This is a genomic window from Chryseobacterium sp. X308 (assembly GCF_020733145.1).
Classification (GTDB): Bacteria; Bacteroidota; Bacteroidia; order Flavobacteriales; family Weeksellaceae; genus Chryseobacterium; species Chryseobacterium cupriresistens.
Map to the genome: position 1 here is coordinate 1 of NZ_JAJFZH010000043.1, position 15,431 is coordinate 15,431.

Below are 15,431 nucleotides of genomic sequence, written 5' to 3' on the forward strand. Positions count from 1 at the left end.
AAGGAATAAAGAAGTGAGGACATTTCTAAAGCACAATATACTTCCTGAGTTATTTAGCCAAAACTGTTCTCTCACCCCTTTTGCTTTGTATGTAAATTTATTCTTTTGCAAACATAGGAGCCGAAACCTAAAATTAAGCTTCGGATAAAGCCAATTGAATCTATAGTCATTTATAAACGAACGGACTAATTGAATGAGTTCAAAAATAAAAGGGAGCTGTTTTTAAAGTTAAAACAGCTCCCTTTTTTATATTTAAAATGGTATTACTCAGCAATTACTCTTACCATTCCTTTTACCTGTACAAGCTTTTCCATAAGCTCTTCTCTGGAATCTGCAAGAACGTTGATATGTCCCATTTTTCTTCCCGGCTTGGTTTCCGTTTTTCCGTATAAGTGGATGTACGTTTCAGGAAGCTTAAGAACATCTTCCATTCCTTCATAGACTACTTTTCCTGCATATCCTTCTGCTCCAACCAGATTCAGCATTCCACTGTAAGTGATGGCGTCAGTATCCGCTAAAGGTAAGTTTTTCACCACGCGGTACATTTGCTCAAATTGGGAATTGGTATTTCCTTCCTGGCTCTGATGTCCTGAATTGTGCAGCCTTGGAGCAGTTTCATTTACCCATACTTTTCCTTCTTTATCAAGGAATAATTCGATGGCAAATAATCCCGGAGAGTTCACTGCAGCCAGAAATTTTTCAGTAATGGAATCAATCTGGTTCTGAACATCTTCCGTCAGAAGAACCGGACATACATTGAAGTCCAGAAGATTCAGCTTTGGATCAGCTACCATTTCCGTTACCGGAAAAATATTGGTTTCTCCTTTTTCATTTCTTGCGACAATGACAGAAAGTTCTTTTTCAATATCTACAAGGCTTTCAATGACAGAAGCTTCGGTCCACAGATGCTGATAATCTTCTTCTGTTTTAATCACCTGTACTCCTTTTCCGTCATATCCTCCTGTATTCATCTTCTGAACAAATGGCAATGGCATGATGATCTTCTCATCACTGTTCCATACCACCTGAAATTCCGGACTTGGAATATCATGAGCTTTATAAAATTCTTTCTGAAGGATCTTTTGCTGGATTGTTTTGATAATATTGGCATTAGGAACCACTTTTATTCCCTGCTTTTCAAGTTCTGCCAATGCATCAGCATTTACGTGTTCTATTTCAATGGTTACAACATCTTTATCTTTTCCGAAGTTTAAAACCGTATCATAATCATTGAAATTTCCCTGTGTAAAATACGAGATATTATGACATGGCGCATCAGAAGCCGGATCCAGAGTATAAAACTCATCATCATACTTCAATGCACTTTGTATTAACATTCTTCCCAGCTGTCCGCCTCCCAGAATTCCTATTTTCATTTTTTATTTTTATTAGATTTACTCTTATTGAATTTTATCGATTTTTAAATAGCCAAGCCCCATTGGATTCTCCTGATTTTCTTCATCAGACTTATGAAGAACGATAGAATATTTTTCTTTCATAGAGGCAGGAAGGATATCACTTACATTGAAAATATCATCAATATCCACTCCATGCTTATCATCAATATGGCTTACGGCACCTTCAAACCCCATGGTCTGATAGAATTCGGTAGCTTTTGCTCTCTTCACAATTTCACCCATAGACTGCCCTACCATTAAATGCTGCTCATGAAATTCTTCAAAGAAACCAGATTTGTAGCCGCCTAAATTCAGAAAAAATAACTGATCTTCTGAAGATTTCTCTCCCTTTTCTACAATCTCCACCTTATACCCGTCCGCAAATCTCACTTCCTGGTAACAGTCCAGGTGAATTTTCCCTTCTGCTTCCTTCCAGAAGTCTTTCATATCGGGAACCAGATCCTTAAGACTTTCCGCGATTCCGAAGAAAACATCGTGCTGTTCAATATTTCTTCCTTTGGGTGTTGCCCCGAGGATGACATAAAATAATTTCATTACATTTTTCATGCATACAAAAATACGTTAAATTTATCTTTTTCAAATGTTTGGCAGACTATCACAATAATTTTATATTTGTAGTATTATTTGTAGTATGTCAGAAATCATCATACTCTTCCTTGGCGCAATTTCGGCGGGTCTTTTAGGTTCACTTACGGGTTTAGGAGGAGGAGTTATCATCATTCCTTTATTAACGCTGGGATTCGGCGTTCCAATGCATTACGCTATCGGTGCTTCACTTATTTCTGTGATCGGTACCTCTTCCGGTGCGGCTGTAGCTTTCGTAAAAGAAGGTTTTACCAATATGAGAATCGGAATGTTTCTCGAAATAGCTACCACAGCAGGTGCTATTATTGGAGCCCTTGTTTCAGGAATGCTTAACCCAAATACAATCGGAATTATTTTCGCAAGTATCCTTCTTTTAACCGTTATTTTAAATCTTAAAGGGAAACCTGATCACCAGGAACCTTTGGTAAAAGGAAGTCTGGAGGAAAAACTGAAATTATACGGAACATTCCCTGATAAAGGGGTATTGAAAAGCTATTCTGCAAGAAATACAGTTCCCGGATTTTTGATGATGATGTTTGCAGGAGCCATGTCCGGACTTCTGGGAATAGGTTCCGGTGCATTGAAAGTATTGGCAATGGACAATATGATGAAGCTTCCTTTCAAAGTATCTACAACCACCAGTAATTTCATGATCGGAGTAACGGCAGTGGCCAGTGCCCTGATCTATTTCCAGAGAGGTGAGATCATTCCTGTCATTGTAGCACCGGTATTGATTGGTGTTGTGATCGGAAGTTTTATCGGTTCAAAAACGCTGATGGTATCGAAGACCAAAAAATTGAAAGTATTTTTTGCCATCGTGATTACCATTCTCTCCATTTATATGATGTATAACGGTATCAACAAAAGTTTCAGATAATGAAAAAGAATTTTACAGATGTAGATCTGAACCGTTCGGTAGGAAATCTTCTGAGACTGGGTGTTATTCTGTCTGTGGCTACATCATTGATTGGTTTTGTCAAGTTATTTATTGAAGGTTTTAAAATGCCCGAAAAATATACCAGCCTTGTGGTAGGTACTTCTTCTGAAAAAGTATGGGGACATTTTTGGAACTCTCTGTGTAAAGGAGAAGGAATGGCTATCATTCAGCTGGGTATTCTTTTGCTGATCTTCACTCCCCTTATGAGAATTGTTTTCGCTTTAATAGGTTATTTAAAAGAAAAAGACTACGTATATGTAGTCATTTCTTCTATTGTTTTAGCGATTATGGCGGTGAGTTTCTTTGCCGGTTACGCGCATTAATTTTTTTACATTTCATAAAACTCTAACGGCAGCTGATCGGGATCCTGGGTAAAGAAAAATTCTTTTCCGGTGAATTCGTCTATGCGGATTTCTTCACAGTTTAATCCTTTTCTGATCAGCTCATTTCGTTTTTCAGTGACATTTTCTACCGAGAAAGCGAGATGCCTTAAACCACATGCTTCGGGACGTGACGGGCGTTGGGGAGGATCGGGAAAGGAAAACAGCTCAATCACATAATGATCTCCTATAGCAAGATCAAGTTTATAAGACTGTCTTTCTTCGCGGTATACTTCACGGATGATATTCAGATCTAAAATTTCCGTATAAAACTTTTTTGAAACGGCGTAATCTGAACAGATGATGGCAATATGATGAATCTTCATTTTTATTTTAACCTGATTTTCAATTGAACTTTATTATTGTATTTCTTTACAGTTATCCTTTCTTCTCGTATCAATAATATACTGGATCTTCCATTCATTATTCTGTTTTACCAACTGAAAACTATTTGCCCCGCAGTGTGATAATTTTCCTTTTAAATAGAAAGAATAAGGCGTAAACACAGTTGCAAGATTTCCATCTGTATGAATGGCTTCCACTATAATTCTTTCGTCCAGATCTCCTTTTGTAAATTTTGAAACCGAAGTGATGAAATCCGAAATACCATCACTTTTTACAGTACCGTCCTTGGTGATGGTTTGAAGTACTGCATTCTCTGCAAAAGCGGATTTTACCAACTCAGGATCTGCATTTTTCATACCAAGGAACAGGTTTCGGATAGGTTTTTCAATATCTGTATTCTGCTGGCCGAAGCACGAAATACTAATCAGAACAAGAAATGCCATTATTTTATTCATAGTATAGATTTAGATAATTAAAAATAGATAAAATAAAATTTAAATTGATTAACAAATTTTAAAATTCATTTTCCTTAAATTGTAACCCAATTATTTCAGAGCTATTATATGTGGATTATTTATCTGATTCTGGCCATACTTCTTATGGTCATGACAATACTGCCGAAAATTCAGCATTCCCACTGGATATTCAGAGTTCCTGAATTTGCCAAAATACAGGTTACCTACCTTATATTCTTTACTTTTTTATTAGGCTTTTTCACAGATTCTACAGAATATTTCTGGTATTATCAGGGGCTTCTGCTGGTCATGTTTATTCATCACGGTCAAACACTCATCAAATACACCCACTTTTATCCTGTAAAAAAACACAGACAACTTCACAGATCTTCTGATAAACTGCATTTTATTTCGGCCAATGTCTATCAGTTCAATAAAGAGTATGAGAAATTCATCGGACTCGTCAAAAAGTACAATCCTGATTTTTTCATGACGATGGAAAGCAACAGTGACTGGGAAAAAGCAATGCGATCCCTGGAAAAAGAATATTCCTACCAGCATAAAGTGACTCTTGAAAATACCTATGGGATGCATTTTTATTCAAGAGTTGAGATTAAGGAAGCGAAAACCCATTATTTCGTTGCTGATGACATCCCGAGCATTGAGATCCATATGAAAACCGCTGATGGTTTTTCTTTTGTTTTCTTTGGAGTTCATCCGCCGCCGCCAAGTCCTACGGAAGAAGAAACATCAAAGGAAAGAGACGGCGATCTTCTAAGTACAGCCAAGCGTGTAAAAGATATCAAAAAGCCTGTTATTGTTGTAGGAGACTTCAATAATGTTGCCTGGTCAAGATCATCTGTCTTGTTCAGAAAAACAAGCCACCTGATAGATCCCAGAATCGGGCACTCTTTTGTTTCTACCTTCCATGCAAAATACCGTCTTTTAAGATTCCCTATTGATCTGATGTTTCACAGTGAAGATATTTTTATCCAACAGCTGAAGACATTGGAGAATTTTGGATCAGACCACCTTCCGGTATACTGTGAGTTTTTCATAGATCATCACAACGATGAACAGGAAGAACTGATAGAAACAGCAACTGCTGAAGAGAAAGCTGAGGCTGAAATCATGATAGAGGAAGGAAAGAAAGAAGATGGAGAACGCGAAGCTGTTGTTACTGAGGATTAAAAAAGTGGGCTAAAGCCCACTCCTATTGAATATTTATTCTTATTTAAAATTTCATTATATCCTTCACTACTCCATTCTTTTGAGTGTGCTGTAATAATTCAGCCTCAATGAAGGTTTTAATCTGTTCTTCAGATCCGTTACTCGGGAACAGAAGATGAACATTCGCTCCGGCATCCAGGGTAAAGAATAATGGAAGTCCTGTTTCTCTTCTGAAGTTCCAGATTTTGTTGATGACTTCCAGTGTTCCTGTTTTCATCAGGATAAAGGCAGGATCGCTCATCATCATCATTGCATGTAATGTAAGTGCTTCGTGTTCTACCAATTTGATAAAGCTTTCCATATGTCCGTTTTTCAGGATCTCTTTCATGGGAACAAAGTTTTCCCTTGCTTCCTGAAATCTTCTTTCTGCATAAGGATTCGTCTTCATCAGGCCGTGTCCTACTGTTGAAGAAACACTCTTCTGCCCTTCATGAATTAACAATACCCAATCATTAAAATTTTTGAATACTTCATGAATTTCAGCATCAGGATACTGTACTCCGAACAAATCTGAACTTCCTTCTACCTCATCGGTTTCACCCCACACCACAAGTCCGTTATACAAGCTCCGGCATGCGCTTCCACTTCCCAATCTTGCCAGGAATGAAGCTTTTCTCAAAGATTCTTCCTCAGAAGTTTTTCCTGTAAATGAAGCATCCAACGCCATCAGACATTTTGCAATCGCTCCAAATCCTGAAGCAGAACTTGCAATCCCGGAACTATGCGGAAATGTATTCTCTGTTCTGATGATGTATTTTCCTTTCAGAATCCATGGAAGATACTGTTCTATATTTCTGAAATATTTTTCAATTTTTTCGGCAAACTTCACTTCTTCATTTCCAGCCAGAAAAGTCTGTACTGAAAAAGGCTCATTCGCAGTAAATTCCATTGAAGTATTGGTCTTACAATGGTTTAACGTGTAGCTGATGCTTGGGTTAGCAGGAATCTGATCAGCATATTTTCCCCAATATTTAATCAGGGCAATATTAGACGGACAGCTTTCCGAAACCGTTTGGGTATGAATGGTGAAATTTTCTTTTCCTATAAAATCCTGTGTTGTCATAGTTTACTTTAAGTCATTATTTTGAACCACCCCGTCAAAAATTCTTTGAATTTTTGCCACCCCTCCAAAAGAGTGGAATTTTCACATCTTCAGTTGTAATTGATGTGAAAAGGGAGGTTAAAATTTTTAATACATCTTCTCTATAATATCCGCATATTTTTTGATCACCACATTTCTTTTGACTTTCAGGGTAGGAGTAATTTCTCCTGTATTGATGTCAAATTCTGCCGGCATTAACGTGAATTTCTTCACTTTTTCATAATCTGCCAGGTGGCTCTGTAATTCTTTGATTTTTTCTTTGTAAAGATCGATTACTTTCTCATTTTTTACAGCATCTTCCCAATTGGTAAAAGGAATATTATTTTTCTTAATATAATCCTGTAAGAATTCGAAATTAGGAACAATCAGTGCTGAAACAAACTGTCTGCCTTCTGCAATCAGCATAATCTGCTGGATAAAATTATTATTGGTCAGAAGGTTTTCAATCTGTTGCGGAGCAATGTATTTTCCGTTGGAAGTTTTCATCAGGTCTTTAATTCTGTCTGTGATGATCAGGTTTCCTTTCTCATCAAACTTTCCGGCATCACCGGTTTTGAACCATCCGTCTTCTGTAAATACTTTCCGGGTTTCTTCAGGTTTATTGTAGTATCCTTTCATGATTCCGTTCCCTTTGGCCTGAATCTCATCATTTTCTCCGATACGCATTTCTACTCCCGGAAGAGGCTTTCCACTGGTCCCATGCTCAAAGTGAGTTAAAGGGAAAAGTGTCAATGTTGCCGTTGTTTCCGTTAATCCGTATCCAACAGTTACGTGAATGCCCACTGACTCAAAGAAACGGGTAACTTCGGGTGACAATGAAGCTCCACCACAAGGTAAAAACCATAATCTCCCACCCATTTTATTTTTAATTTTACTGAAAACCAACATATCAGCTATAGATTCTTTGAATTTTAATCCAAAAGGAACCGGTCTTTCATTTCTTCTTAATTCTGCGGTCTCCCATCCGGTTTTAAGCGCCCAGTCAAAGATTTTCTTTTTCAGAGCTGAACCTTCTTCCGCTTTTTCAAGAACTCCGGCATATACTTTCTGGAAAAATCTTGGCACGGCACACATGGCGGTAGGTTTTACTTCTTCCAGTGCTTTGGCAACATTTTTCGGATCTTCAAGGAAATACACACGGGCACCGCCATACAGGCATAATAAACTCCAGCTTCTCTCAAAAACATGGCTTAAGGGTAAGAATGCCAGTGAAAGTTCTTCTTCAAAGTTTTTAAACTTAAAAAATTCAAAATGAGAATCGAATGCCTTGATGAAATTTCCATGGGTAAGCATTACTCCTTTTGGAATTCCGGTAGTTCCGGAAGTATAGATCAATGTGGCCGTATCATCATTTTCTTTCTTACAGATCTCCAGCTCCGGCGAGGCTTTTGCGATAAAATCTTCAAGATAAAAACTATTGAACTCTTTCTTGATCCACACTGCTTTTTTAGAAACAATAATGGTTTCAAGATTGTTTTCTTCTTTATGTAAAAACTCAAGGCAGGCATCGTACTGCATCTGGTTTCCTACCAAAACGGCTTTAGCACCGGAATCGTTGATGATATGTTCTGCCTGTTCAGCATTATTCGTGGAATAAACAGGTACTGTAACAGCACCAATCGCCAGAGAAGCCAGATCTATGATCATCCATTCTGATGAATTGTCTGAATAAATCGCCACTCTGTCATTCTCCTGAACACCGGATTCTTTTAAAGCATTGGCTGTTTTAAAAATAATTTCACTGAATTTTTTCCAGCTCAGCTCTTTCCAGGCATCTTTCTTTTTAAATCCGATGGCCGCTTTTATAGGATGTTTTTCTACATTTTTAAGGATAATTGCCTCTGCAAGATTCATTTCTTCAGCTTTTTGTCGTTAATATAATTGTTCAGGTGAAAGTCTATGCTTTCTTTTACGGGAATAAACTGATAGTTCAGTTTTTCTTTGACTTTGTGATTGGAAATGGTGTTGAATGAAGAGATGGCCTCAATATTTGATTTGGTCACCATCCTTAGTTTTGGAATCAGCCATCCGAAAAGGGTGTTGGCTACTCTTCCGATATTGAGTACAGATTGTGAAAGAATTCTCGCATCTTTAAGTCCCAGGCGGGTTCTTACCTGTTTGGCAAGGTCCGCATATCTGTTATTTTCAGCGACAATAATAAAGCGTTCTCCGAAAAGGTTATTTTCCATTAATCCTATAGCCGTATTGGCAACGTCTCTTACGTCAACGTAGGCAGAGCCTCCTGAAAAGGTAAAGCTATTGTCTTCAAAGGTTGAGAAAAGCTCACCGCTGCTTTGGCTCCAGTTTCCGCTTCCTACGATCATGCCGGGATTAATGATCACCACATTCAGTCCTTCTGCGGACGCTCTCCATGCCTCCATTTCAGATAAATGCTTAGAGATGGCGTAGGCAGAATGTTCCAGTTTCGGATTAAAATCAGAATCTTCATCCAGTTCTCCTTTTTCATTGAAATTATCAAGAACGGCAACAGAACTTACGTGGAGAAATTTTTTAACGTCGGATCCTTCACAGGCAAACAAAAGATTTTCCGTACCCTTGATATTGGTATGATACATTTCTTTTTCATCTTTCGGATGAAAACTTACTTTGGCAGCACAGTGATACACCTCATCTACGCCTTGCAGTGCAGTTTTTAAAGAATCGAGATCATCAAAATCTACGTTTACCCATTCAATTTTATGGAAAAAATCGTCAGGATTCTCCGTATAAAAGCTGTATGAATGCTTTACATCGTTTAAATTGCTGCCCGGCCGTTTGGAAGCACGTACATTTTTCCCTCTTTTAAGAAGTTCCAGTACAATTATTCTTCCCAGAATTCCGGTAGCCCCCGTTACAAAAATCATTAATTATCTTACTTGATTGCTGACTAAAATATAACAATATTTTCTATCCGGCAATGCTTCCGGATCGGTAAAAATTATTTGGAAAAACCGTTTTTGCAAATTTGCGATTTTTAAAGCATAATTCAACTTAATTTAACCAATATTATCATTCCGAATACCACAAACCTGAAAATTTAAATCACAAAAGGGTATCCAACTGAAAAGTCCTGAAAGAATTGACAACTTTCAGGACTTTTTATATTTAAAATTCTTTATTGCTTACGCCATTACCTCATTATTTCTTCTTGGCGCTTTGTCGCAGAGAACATCTGCAATGCTTTTGGAAATAAGGTTTCCTTCTGTAAGATTATCCAGCCAGAAGAACTCTCCTGCCGCATTGATCTCGATAAAATAATATTCGTCTTCAGGGGATACAATCATATCTATGGCTCCGTAATCTACGTTGTAAGTATCAAGCAGTTCAAGCAGTTTTGCTTCTACATCTGCAGGAAGTTCTGTTCTGCTCCATTTATCAATCAAATTAACGCCGTCTTTTCTCCAGTCTATTTTGGCATCTTCAGATTGTTGGGAATCTATTTCGAATGCGTAAACGTCTCTTCCCACAATGGTAATACGAAGTTCTTTTTTCTTTTGAATCATCTGCTGAAACTGCATCGGACAATACAGCAATGAATCCAGTTCTTCCAGTTTATCTTCGCCAACAACGTTCGTAAACACTACATTTTCTACCCCATCTTCATAAATGGCAAAACCGGTCTGCATTTTAGCCACCACATTCTGATGTTTTACAATAAATTTCCTTGCTTCATCAGGATTATTGGTAAGACAGGTTGCCGGAATGGTCAGCCCTAATTTATCTGCAATTTTCAATTGTTCTTCCTTGCTGTCGAGTCTTCTGTAAACACTTGGTTTTCCCAGAGAATAAGCATCCACAGATTCGAAGAAACCAAAAAGGGTATTTCTGATTTCTCCCATAGCCGCACCGTAAAATTTAGAGTCCATTTCTTCCTTTAATCCTTTTCCGATATTGTAGGCTCTTCTGTACCAGATGGCAGAAATATCATCCAAACGATGTTTTGTTTCAGGCGTTTCAAGGTAGCTTACCCATTCTCCATCCTGGAAAATAGTAGACAGTTTGTTTTGTAATGGATAAACGTCTACATCAAAGCGAATGACTTCACAATTATTTTTTTCAATGTATTCTGTTACTTTTTCAATGGAAAAGTTATCTGCAGTATGGGTAATTATTAAAATTTTATTCATGGAAATTAATTCTTTTGATAAGGTTATCGGCAATTTTTTCTGCAATGGGAAATCCCAGTTCTTTCTGAAGCATTCCCCATTCTCCCTGTGGATTGACTTCAAGGAAATAATACGCCCCGTCTCTTCCTTTGATCATATCGATCGCTCCTATATAAAGTCCCATTTCTTTCATCATGAAAGTGAGATTGGCTTTAATAGCATCAGGCAACTCGTAGGCTTCCCAGAAATATCCTTCACGGGCTACTCTCCAGTCCGCATTTTCACTGTTATTGATTTTTCCTGTGAAAAACTCACCATCTACATACACGATTCGTAATTCATATTCTTTTTCAATATAGGGTTGAAAAATCATCGGACAGTAAGCGATATCTGAAAGGTGTTCCAGGGATTCTTCTTCAATAACTGTAGTGGAAATCATATTTTCCCCTGACATTGTTTTTGCGGTAACTCCGTGAAGCTTCGCAATGGCTTTTCCCTGGCAGTACTGATGGAAAAATGTGGTTATTTTTTCTTCATCATTAGAAAAAATGGTTTTGGGAATGGTTAAATTATTTCTTTGTGCAATTTTCAGCTGAAAGATCTTATTACCGTCGATTTTTTTTTCGTTTTCATAAGGGTTGATCCAGGGAATATGTTCTAAAGCCGTTATCAGGTTATACCTCAGGCTTCCATATTCGTTGAGAAAGATTTTTTCATAATCCTGATCCAGCTCTTCGGGTGCACTGATCCTCCAGGCTTTTCTGTGCCATACGCCTTTGATATCATCAGAATGGATGGTATTTCCTGATTCGTCAGTCAATTCAAATGAATCTTCATGAATACTGATTTTCTGAAGATGGTTCAGGCGGTCAGAATTCAGTCTGAAAAAGGGTATATTTTTAGAGGTAAGATATTCGAAAAAGAGATCAATATTATAAAAATCCTGTGAGTGGGTGATGCAGAGAATCATTTGCCGGTTTTTTATTAAAAAGGGAAACTTACTATTTAAGTTTCCCCTATTATTTTATTGAATATTCTACTTATTATAGTGGAATAGTGATTGTATCATCATCACCGTCAGATGGATATTTCAGCGTGTGCATCATATCATCTTTTGGAGAGGTTACCGTGTCTATTGTCGGCTTTGTAATCAAATCTGTTTCAGCAAGTGTGATATCACTTCCTCCTTTTACAGTTTCGGGATCCTTCACCTGTTTTTCCAGGAATGATGCGAAAAACGGCTTCTTCTTTGAGTTGTTGCTTTTCATAATGTTTTAGTTTTGGTTGGATTATAATTTAGCTTAATGCTTGTACATTATCATACTTCTAAAACATCCTCATCACCGTCAGATGGATATTTCATCGTTACATTGTCGTTATCAGGCGTAGTAACATTATCCTTAAGAGGAGTCGTGATCTGATCCTGCAGGGATGTAGTAATCTGATCTGCCAATACGGAAGTAATACCTCCACCTTTTACTGTTTCAGGATCTTTAACCTGTTTTTCTAAAAATGATGCAAAAAATGGCTTCTTTTTTGAATTTTTGTTTTCCATAAGTTAATATTTTTATTGTTTTTTGAAAATCCAAAGTACAAAAATTTCAACTCATGGAGAAATAATATATGTTTTTAATAAAATTTTAACATAATATTGAAAATTAAAGTATAAAATTAATTTAAACCAAGAAATTCCTTAACAACATTTGCGAAATCAACCGGATTTTCTGCCTGCACCCAGTGCCCTGCATTTTTCACCGTCACTATTTTAGCTTTAGGGAATTGCTGCCTGATACCGAATTCGTCCTGTGGCAGGATGTAATTAGATTTTGCTCCGGCGATGAACAGTGTATCACCTTCAAAAACTCCAAATTTAATAGCATTGGAAACAAATTCAGTATATTTTTCAGATAATGTTTTAAGGTTGAATCTCCAGCCCAGTTTTTTATTGTCATCCCAATACAGATTTTTCGTCAGAAACTGCACGGTAGATCTTTCGGGAATATATTGGTTCAGGACAGCTTCCACCTCGTTTCTTGAAGTAACCGTATTGAAATCAACGGTTTCCAGTGCTTTGATAATTCCCTGATGATGCGGCGGATATGCCTTAGGTGAAATATCTACAACAATCAGTTTTTCAACACGTTCAGGATATTTTATGGCAAACTGCATCACTGCTTTTCCGCCTAAAGAATGCCCTAAAACATGCGCTTTCTGAATTCCGTAATGATCCATATAACGGACAATATCATCGGCCAGGTCATCATGTGACATACTGTCTGAGTGAAAACTTCTTCCGTGGTTTCGAAGATCGATCAGGTGTACCGGAAGATATTCTCCCAGATCCTTTCCGAAACTTCCCCAGTTGTCGAGCATTCCGAATAGTCCGTGAAATACAAGAAGCGGCGTATTCGTTACATTTTCGCCGAATATTTTTGAGTTTAAAATTTCCATATTTTTAGAAGTTAGATGTGAGAAACTAGAAGTTAGATAAATCATGCATAATCTGTTTATGCTATTTTTAATATAATTGAAGTTGTACTAACTTCTCATCTCTAACTTCTGATTTCTTATTAATTACCATTTTGCCAGTCTCTTCAGATAAGCCTGAACTGTATTTTCCAATCCCATATAAAGTGCTTCAGAAATCAAAGCATGCCCGATAGATACTTCCAGAAGGTTCGGAATGGTATCTGAGAAATATTTCAGGTTTTCTAAGCTCAGATCATGTCCTGCATTAATTCCCAACCCGAACTTTGTCGCTTCAACAGCAGTGTCGTAATAAGGTTTTATAGCCTGTTCTTTATTGGTAAGATAGTTTTTTGCATAAGCTTCAGTGTACAGCTCTATCCTATCTGCTCCTGTTTTGGCCGCATATTCTACAAGCTCCGGTAAAGGATCCAGGAAAACAGAAGTACGGATTCCCGCTTTTTTAAATTCTGCAATGATCTCTGTAAGGTAATCGAGATGTTTTTTGGTATCCCAGCCGGCATTGGATGTAATGGCATCATCAGCATCCGGTACCAGCGTCACCTGTTCAGGTTTCACTTCCAATACCATATCAATAAAATCCTGATGAGGATTTCCTTCAATATTAAACTCAGTTGTAACCAACGGCTTCAGATCATAGACATCTTTTCTTGTGATATGCCTTTCATCAGGTCTTGGATGGATGGTAATCCCCTGTCCTCCGAATTCCTGAATTTTTATAGCAGCTTCTGTCACACTTGGGGTTTCACCTCCTCTTGCATTTCTTAACGTCGCAATTTTATTAATGTTTACGCTTAGTTTTGTCATTTTTTATTGTAGATATTAGATATAAGATGTTGGAAGCTGGAAGCATGGAGCTGGAAGTAAATCCAGACTTCGTACTTTTATTGGTCTTCCACATTTATGATCATTTAAAAATTTAATTTAAAATTTGGGTTAAAAGAGACTGGAAATATCCACTTCCCTTTTCAATCTTCCTGCTTCTATACTTTCACACTGATCTGCATCACCTGAAGTTCAAATTCTTTTGAAGCCACCAATAAATGGTCAAAAATATCGGCCTGGATCTGCTCAAAACGTTCCCATTTGGAATCATTGGTAAAGCAGTAAACTTCAAGGGGCAGCCCTTGCGGAGTAATGTCCAGCTGGCGGACCATCCGGGTTCCGTTTTTATCAATATCAGGATCATTTTCAATATATTTCTGTGCATAATACCTGAAAACACCAATATTGGTAAGCTGCCTTCCATTCACAATTTTATCTTTATGTACAAGGCTTTCCTTTTCTTTTTTGATCTCTGATGTCCTTTCATCCAGATAATCTGAAATCAGGTTAATTTCCTTTAAACGCTCGACATCTTCATCCGTCAGGAACTTAAAAGAATTGATATTAAAGTAGATTGATTTTTTTATTCTTCTTGTATTGGATTCAGACATCACCTGCATATTCTTGATCTCAGTGGTCATCAGATCATAGGTTGGAATCGTGGAAACCGTTTTATCAAAATTGGTGATTTTAGTCGTTAAAAGGTTGATCTCCGTGATATTACCTTCAATACTGTATTTGGGAATACTTACCCAATCCCCGACTTTTAAGTTTTTAGAAGTGGCAACGTGAAGACCTGTGACAAACCCGAGAATAGTATCTCTGAAAACCAATACCAGAACAGCTGTAATAGCCCCCAGACTTCCTACGATAGTGGTTCCTTTGATCCCGAAAATCACACAAAGTCCTACTACTGTAAATATAAAGAGTCCTAAAATTTTTACAGTTTCTGAAATGGCATTAAGTGCCATTATTTTGTAGAAATCCTGTTTAATACTGAAATAATTCCTGAAAGCAGTCAGTGATCTGTAGAGCATTCCCGCTACTATCAAAACTAATCCTAGATTGATACATCTTATAATAAAAATAGTGGTCTTCGGCAGTGCATTTTCCGGAAATATAGATCCCTGTATCCCGGCAACCGCAATCAAAGCAGCAAAATGGGCTACAGAATTGGTGATTTTCGACTGATAAATAGATTTTACGATCGGGAACTTCTGTTCATTATGAAATAACCTGAATACTGAATTGATAATGAATTTAAAAATAAAATCAGTGATTAAAAACAGGACAAGAAGTAAGCTCAGTTTTACAATGATATGAAAAACCCAGTCGAGCCCGGCTGGTGAAATCCGGGTGATATAGATGTAAAGCTGCTCGCTCAGCTCCTGTATAAAGTTTTTGGTTTCTTGTAACTGGTCATTCATTACAGCAAATTTATGAAATTAAGAATCATCATTTTACTATTCACAATCAATTTTCATCCCAAAAGGTATTCATCAGAAAATATTTCTGTCTCTTTAACACATCTGGCGCTGCCGGCGAAGTTACGCGTGGTTTT

Annotated in this window: 17 protein-coding genes; 3 read left to right on the top strand and 14 right to left on the bottom strand. The window is 37.4% G+C overall.

Annotated elements, in window-relative coordinates; translation table 11 throughout:
• Positions 1-263 precede the first annotated feature (263 nt).
• Positions 264-1,376 carry a 5-(carboxyamino)imidazole ribonucleotide synthase gene (locus tag LIV57_RS22400; RefSeq protein WP_137905721.1) on the bottom strand — a complete coding sequence of 371 codons (1,113 nt, stop codon included), beginning with the start codon at positions 1,374-1,376 and terminating at the stop codon, positions 264-266.
• Positions 1,377-1,400: 24 nt separating this feature from the next.
• Positions 1,401-1,952, bottom strand: a complete 552-nt coding sequence (locus LIV57_RS22405) for a DUF1543 domain-containing protein (protein WP_227944387.1) — start codon at positions 1,950-1,952, stop codon at positions 1,401-1,403.
• A gap of 97 nt (positions 1,953-2,049) precedes the next feature.
• On the opposite strand from LIV57_RS22405, the gene LIV57_RS22410 reads away from it, so the two are divergent.
• Both LIV57_RS22410 and LIV57_RS22415 read left to right on the top strand, forming a co-directional pair.
• Positions 2,050-2,880, top strand: coding sequence for a sulfite exporter TauE/SafE family protein (locus LIV57_RS22410; protein ID WP_076597404.1), 831 nt, complete (start codon positions 2,050-2,052; stop codon positions 2,878-2,880).
• Entirely contained in the window at positions 2,880-3,263 is a 384-nt protein-coding gene (locus tag LIV57_RS22415; protein ID WP_202838961.1) for a DUF1634 domain-containing protein, read from the top strand. Before LIV57_RS22410 ends, LIV57_RS22415 begins: the two co-directional genes overlap by 1 nt.
• Positions 3,264-3,268: 5 nt before the next feature.
• Here LIV57_RS22415 and LIV57_RS22420 read toward each other — a convergent pair whose 3' ends face one another.
• Positions 3,269-3,646: a VOC family protein gene (locus LIV57_RS22420; RefSeq protein WP_062674483.1), complete on the bottom strand. Its 378-nt coding sequence runs from the start codon at positions 3,644-3,646 to the stop codon at positions 3,269-3,271.
• Between the two features lie 33 nt (positions 3,647-3,679).
• Positions 3,680-4,120, bottom strand: a complete 441-nt coding sequence (locus tag LIV57_RS22425) for a nuclear transport factor 2 family protein (RefSeq protein ID WP_110010104.1) — start codon at positions 4,118-4,120, stop codon at positions 3,680-3,682.
• 108 nt (positions 4,121-4,228) lie between these two features.
• Here LIV57_RS22425 and LIV57_RS22430 point away from each other — a divergent pair, with 108 nt between their 5' ends.
• Positions 4,229-5,311 carry an endonuclease/exonuclease/phosphatase family protein gene (locus LIV57_RS22430; protein ID WP_227944388.1) on the top strand — a complete coding sequence of 361 codons (1,083 nt, stop codon included), beginning with the start codon at positions 4,229-4,231 and terminating at the stop codon, positions 5,309-5,311.
• Positions 5,312-5,354: 43 nt separating this feature from the next.
• On the opposite strand, the gene LIV57_RS22435 is transcribed toward LIV57_RS22430, so the two are convergent.
• From LIV57_RS22435 to LIV57_RS22480, 10 genes are all read right to left on the bottom strand, one after another.
• Positions 5,355-6,413, bottom strand: coding sequence for a diphosphomevalonate/mevalonate 3,5-bisphosphate decarboxylase family protein (locus tag LIV57_RS22435; RefSeq protein ID WP_227944389.1), 1,059 nt, complete (start codon positions 6,411-6,413; stop codon positions 5,355-5,357).
• A 126-nt stretch (positions 6,414-6,539) separates the two neighbouring features.
• Positions 6,540-8,306, bottom strand: a complete 1,767-nt coding sequence (locus LIV57_RS22440) for an AMP-dependent synthetase/ligase (RefSeq protein WP_227944390.1) — start codon at positions 8,304-8,306, stop codon at positions 6,540-6,542.
• Positions 8,303-9,316, bottom strand: coding sequence for an NAD-dependent epimerase/dehydratase family protein (locus tag LIV57_RS22445; protein ID WP_227944391.1), 1,014 nt, complete (start codon positions 9,314-9,316; stop codon positions 8,303-8,305). Before LIV57_RS22445 ends, LIV57_RS22440 begins: the two co-directional genes overlap by 4 nt.
• Before the next feature lie 258 nt (positions 9,317-9,574).
• The gene (locus tag LIV57_RS22450) at positions 9,575-10,579 is read right to left on the bottom strand and encodes an MvdD family ATP-grasp ribosomal peptide maturase (RefSeq protein WP_227944392.1); all 1,005 of its coding nucleotides are present in this window, start codon (positions 10,577-10,579) and stop codon (positions 9,575-9,577) included.
• Positions 10,572-11,528: an MvdC family ATP-grasp ribosomal peptide maturase gene (locus LIV57_RS22455; RefSeq protein ID WP_227944393.1), complete on the bottom strand. Its 957-nt coding sequence runs from the start codon at positions 11,526-11,528 to the stop codon at positions 10,572-10,574. Before LIV57_RS22455 ends, LIV57_RS22450 begins: the two co-directional genes overlap by 8 nt.
• Before the next feature lie 73 nt (positions 11,529-11,601).
• The gene (locus LIV57_RS22460) at positions 11,602-11,826 is read right to left on the bottom strand and encodes a microviridin/marinostatin family tricyclic proteinase inhibitor (protein WP_110010111.1); all 225 of its coding nucleotides are present in this window, start codon (positions 11,824-11,826) and stop codon (positions 11,602-11,604) included.
• Positions 11,827-11,876: 50 nt separating this feature from the next.
• Entirely contained in the window at positions 11,877-12,113 is a 237-nt protein-coding gene (locus LIV57_RS22465; protein ID WP_227944394.1) for a microviridin/marinostatin family tricyclic proteinase inhibitor, read from the bottom strand.
• 116 nt (positions 12,114-12,229) lie between these two features.
• Positions 12,230-13,009, bottom strand: coding sequence for an alpha/beta fold hydrolase (locus LIV57_RS22470; protein ID WP_227944395.1), 780 nt, complete (start codon positions 13,007-13,009; stop codon positions 12,230-12,232).
• Between the two features lie 123 nt (positions 13,010-13,132).
• On the bottom strand, positions 13,133-13,852 hold the full coding sequence (locus LIV57_RS22475) for a pyridoxine 5'-phosphate synthase (RefSeq protein WP_227944396.1): 720 nt from the start codon (positions 13,850-13,852) through the stop codon (positions 13,133-13,135).
• A 176-nt stretch (positions 13,853-14,028) separates the two neighbouring features.
• The gene (locus tag LIV57_RS22480) at positions 14,029-15,297 is read right to left on the bottom strand and encodes a mechanosensitive ion channel family protein (RefSeq protein ID WP_227944397.1); all 1,269 of its coding nucleotides are present in this window, start codon (positions 15,295-15,297) and stop codon (positions 14,029-14,031) included.
• Positions 15,298-15,431 lie beyond the last annotated feature (134 nt).

Bases quoted from the DNA above. Each gene is read 5' to 3' on its own strand.
- LIV57_RS22400 (WP_137905721.1), bottom strand. From the start codon at position 1,376: ATGAAAATAGGAATTCTGGGAGGCGGACAGCTGGGAAGAATGTTAATA.
- LIV57_RS22405 (WP_227944387.1), bottom strand. From the start codon at position 1,952: ATGAAATTATTTTATGTCATCCTCGGGGCAACACCCAAAGGAAGAAAT.
- LIV57_RS22410 (WP_076597404.1), top strand. From the start codon at position 2,050: ATGTCAGAAATCATCATACTCTTCCTTGGCGCAATTTCGGCGGGTCTT.
- LIV57_RS22415 (WP_202838961.1), top strand. From the start codon at position 2,880: ATGAAAAAGAATTTTACAGATGTAGATCTGAACCGTTCGGTAGGAAAT.
- LIV57_RS22420 (WP_062674483.1), bottom strand. From the start codon at position 3,646: ATGAAGATTCATCATATTGCCATCATCTGTTCAGATTACGCCGTTTCA.
- LIV57_RS22425 (WP_110010104.1), bottom strand. From the start codon at position 4,120: ATGAATAAAATAATGGCATTTCTTGTTCTGATTAGTATTTCGTGCTTC.
- LIV57_RS22430 (WP_227944388.1), top strand. From the start codon at position 4,229: ATGTGGATTATTTATCTGATTCTGGCCATACTTCTTATGGTCATGACA.
- LIV57_RS22435 (WP_227944389.1), bottom strand. From the start codon at position 6,413: ATGACAACACAGGATTTTATAGGAAAAGAAAATTTCACCATTCATACC.
- LIV57_RS22440 (WP_227944390.1), bottom strand. From the start codon at position 8,306: ATGAATCTTGCAGAGGCAATTATCCTTAAAAATGTAGAAAAACATCCT.
- LIV57_RS22445 (WP_227944391.1), bottom strand. From the start codon at position 9,316: ATGATTTTTGTAACGGGGGCTACCGGAATTCTGGGAAGAATAATTGTA.
- LIV57_RS22450 (WP_227944392.1), bottom strand. From the start codon at position 10,579: ATGAATAAAATTTTAATAATTACCCATACTGCAGATAACTTTTCCATT.
- LIV57_RS22455 (WP_227944393.1), bottom strand. From the start codon at position 11,528: ATGATTCTCTGCATCACCCACTCACAGGATTTTTATAATATTGATCTC.
- LIV57_RS22460 (WP_110010111.1), bottom strand. From the start codon at position 11,826: ATGAAAAGCAACAACTCAAAGAAGAAGCCGTTTTTCGCATCATTCCTG.
- LIV57_RS22465 (WP_227944394.1), bottom strand. From the start codon at position 12,113: ATGGAAAACAAAAATTCAAAAAAGAAGCCATTTTTTGCATCATTTTTA.
- LIV57_RS22470 (WP_227944395.1), bottom strand. From the start codon at position 13,009: ATGGAAATTTTAAACTCAAAAATATTCGGCGAAAATGTAACGAATACG.
- LIV57_RS22475 (WP_227944396.1), bottom strand. From the start codon at position 13,852: ATGACAAAACTAAGCGTAAACATTAATAAAATTGCGACGTTAAGAAAT.
- LIV57_RS22480 (WP_227944397.1), bottom strand. From the start codon at position 15,297: ATGAATGACCAGTTACAAGAAACCAAAAACTTTATACAGGAGCTGAGC.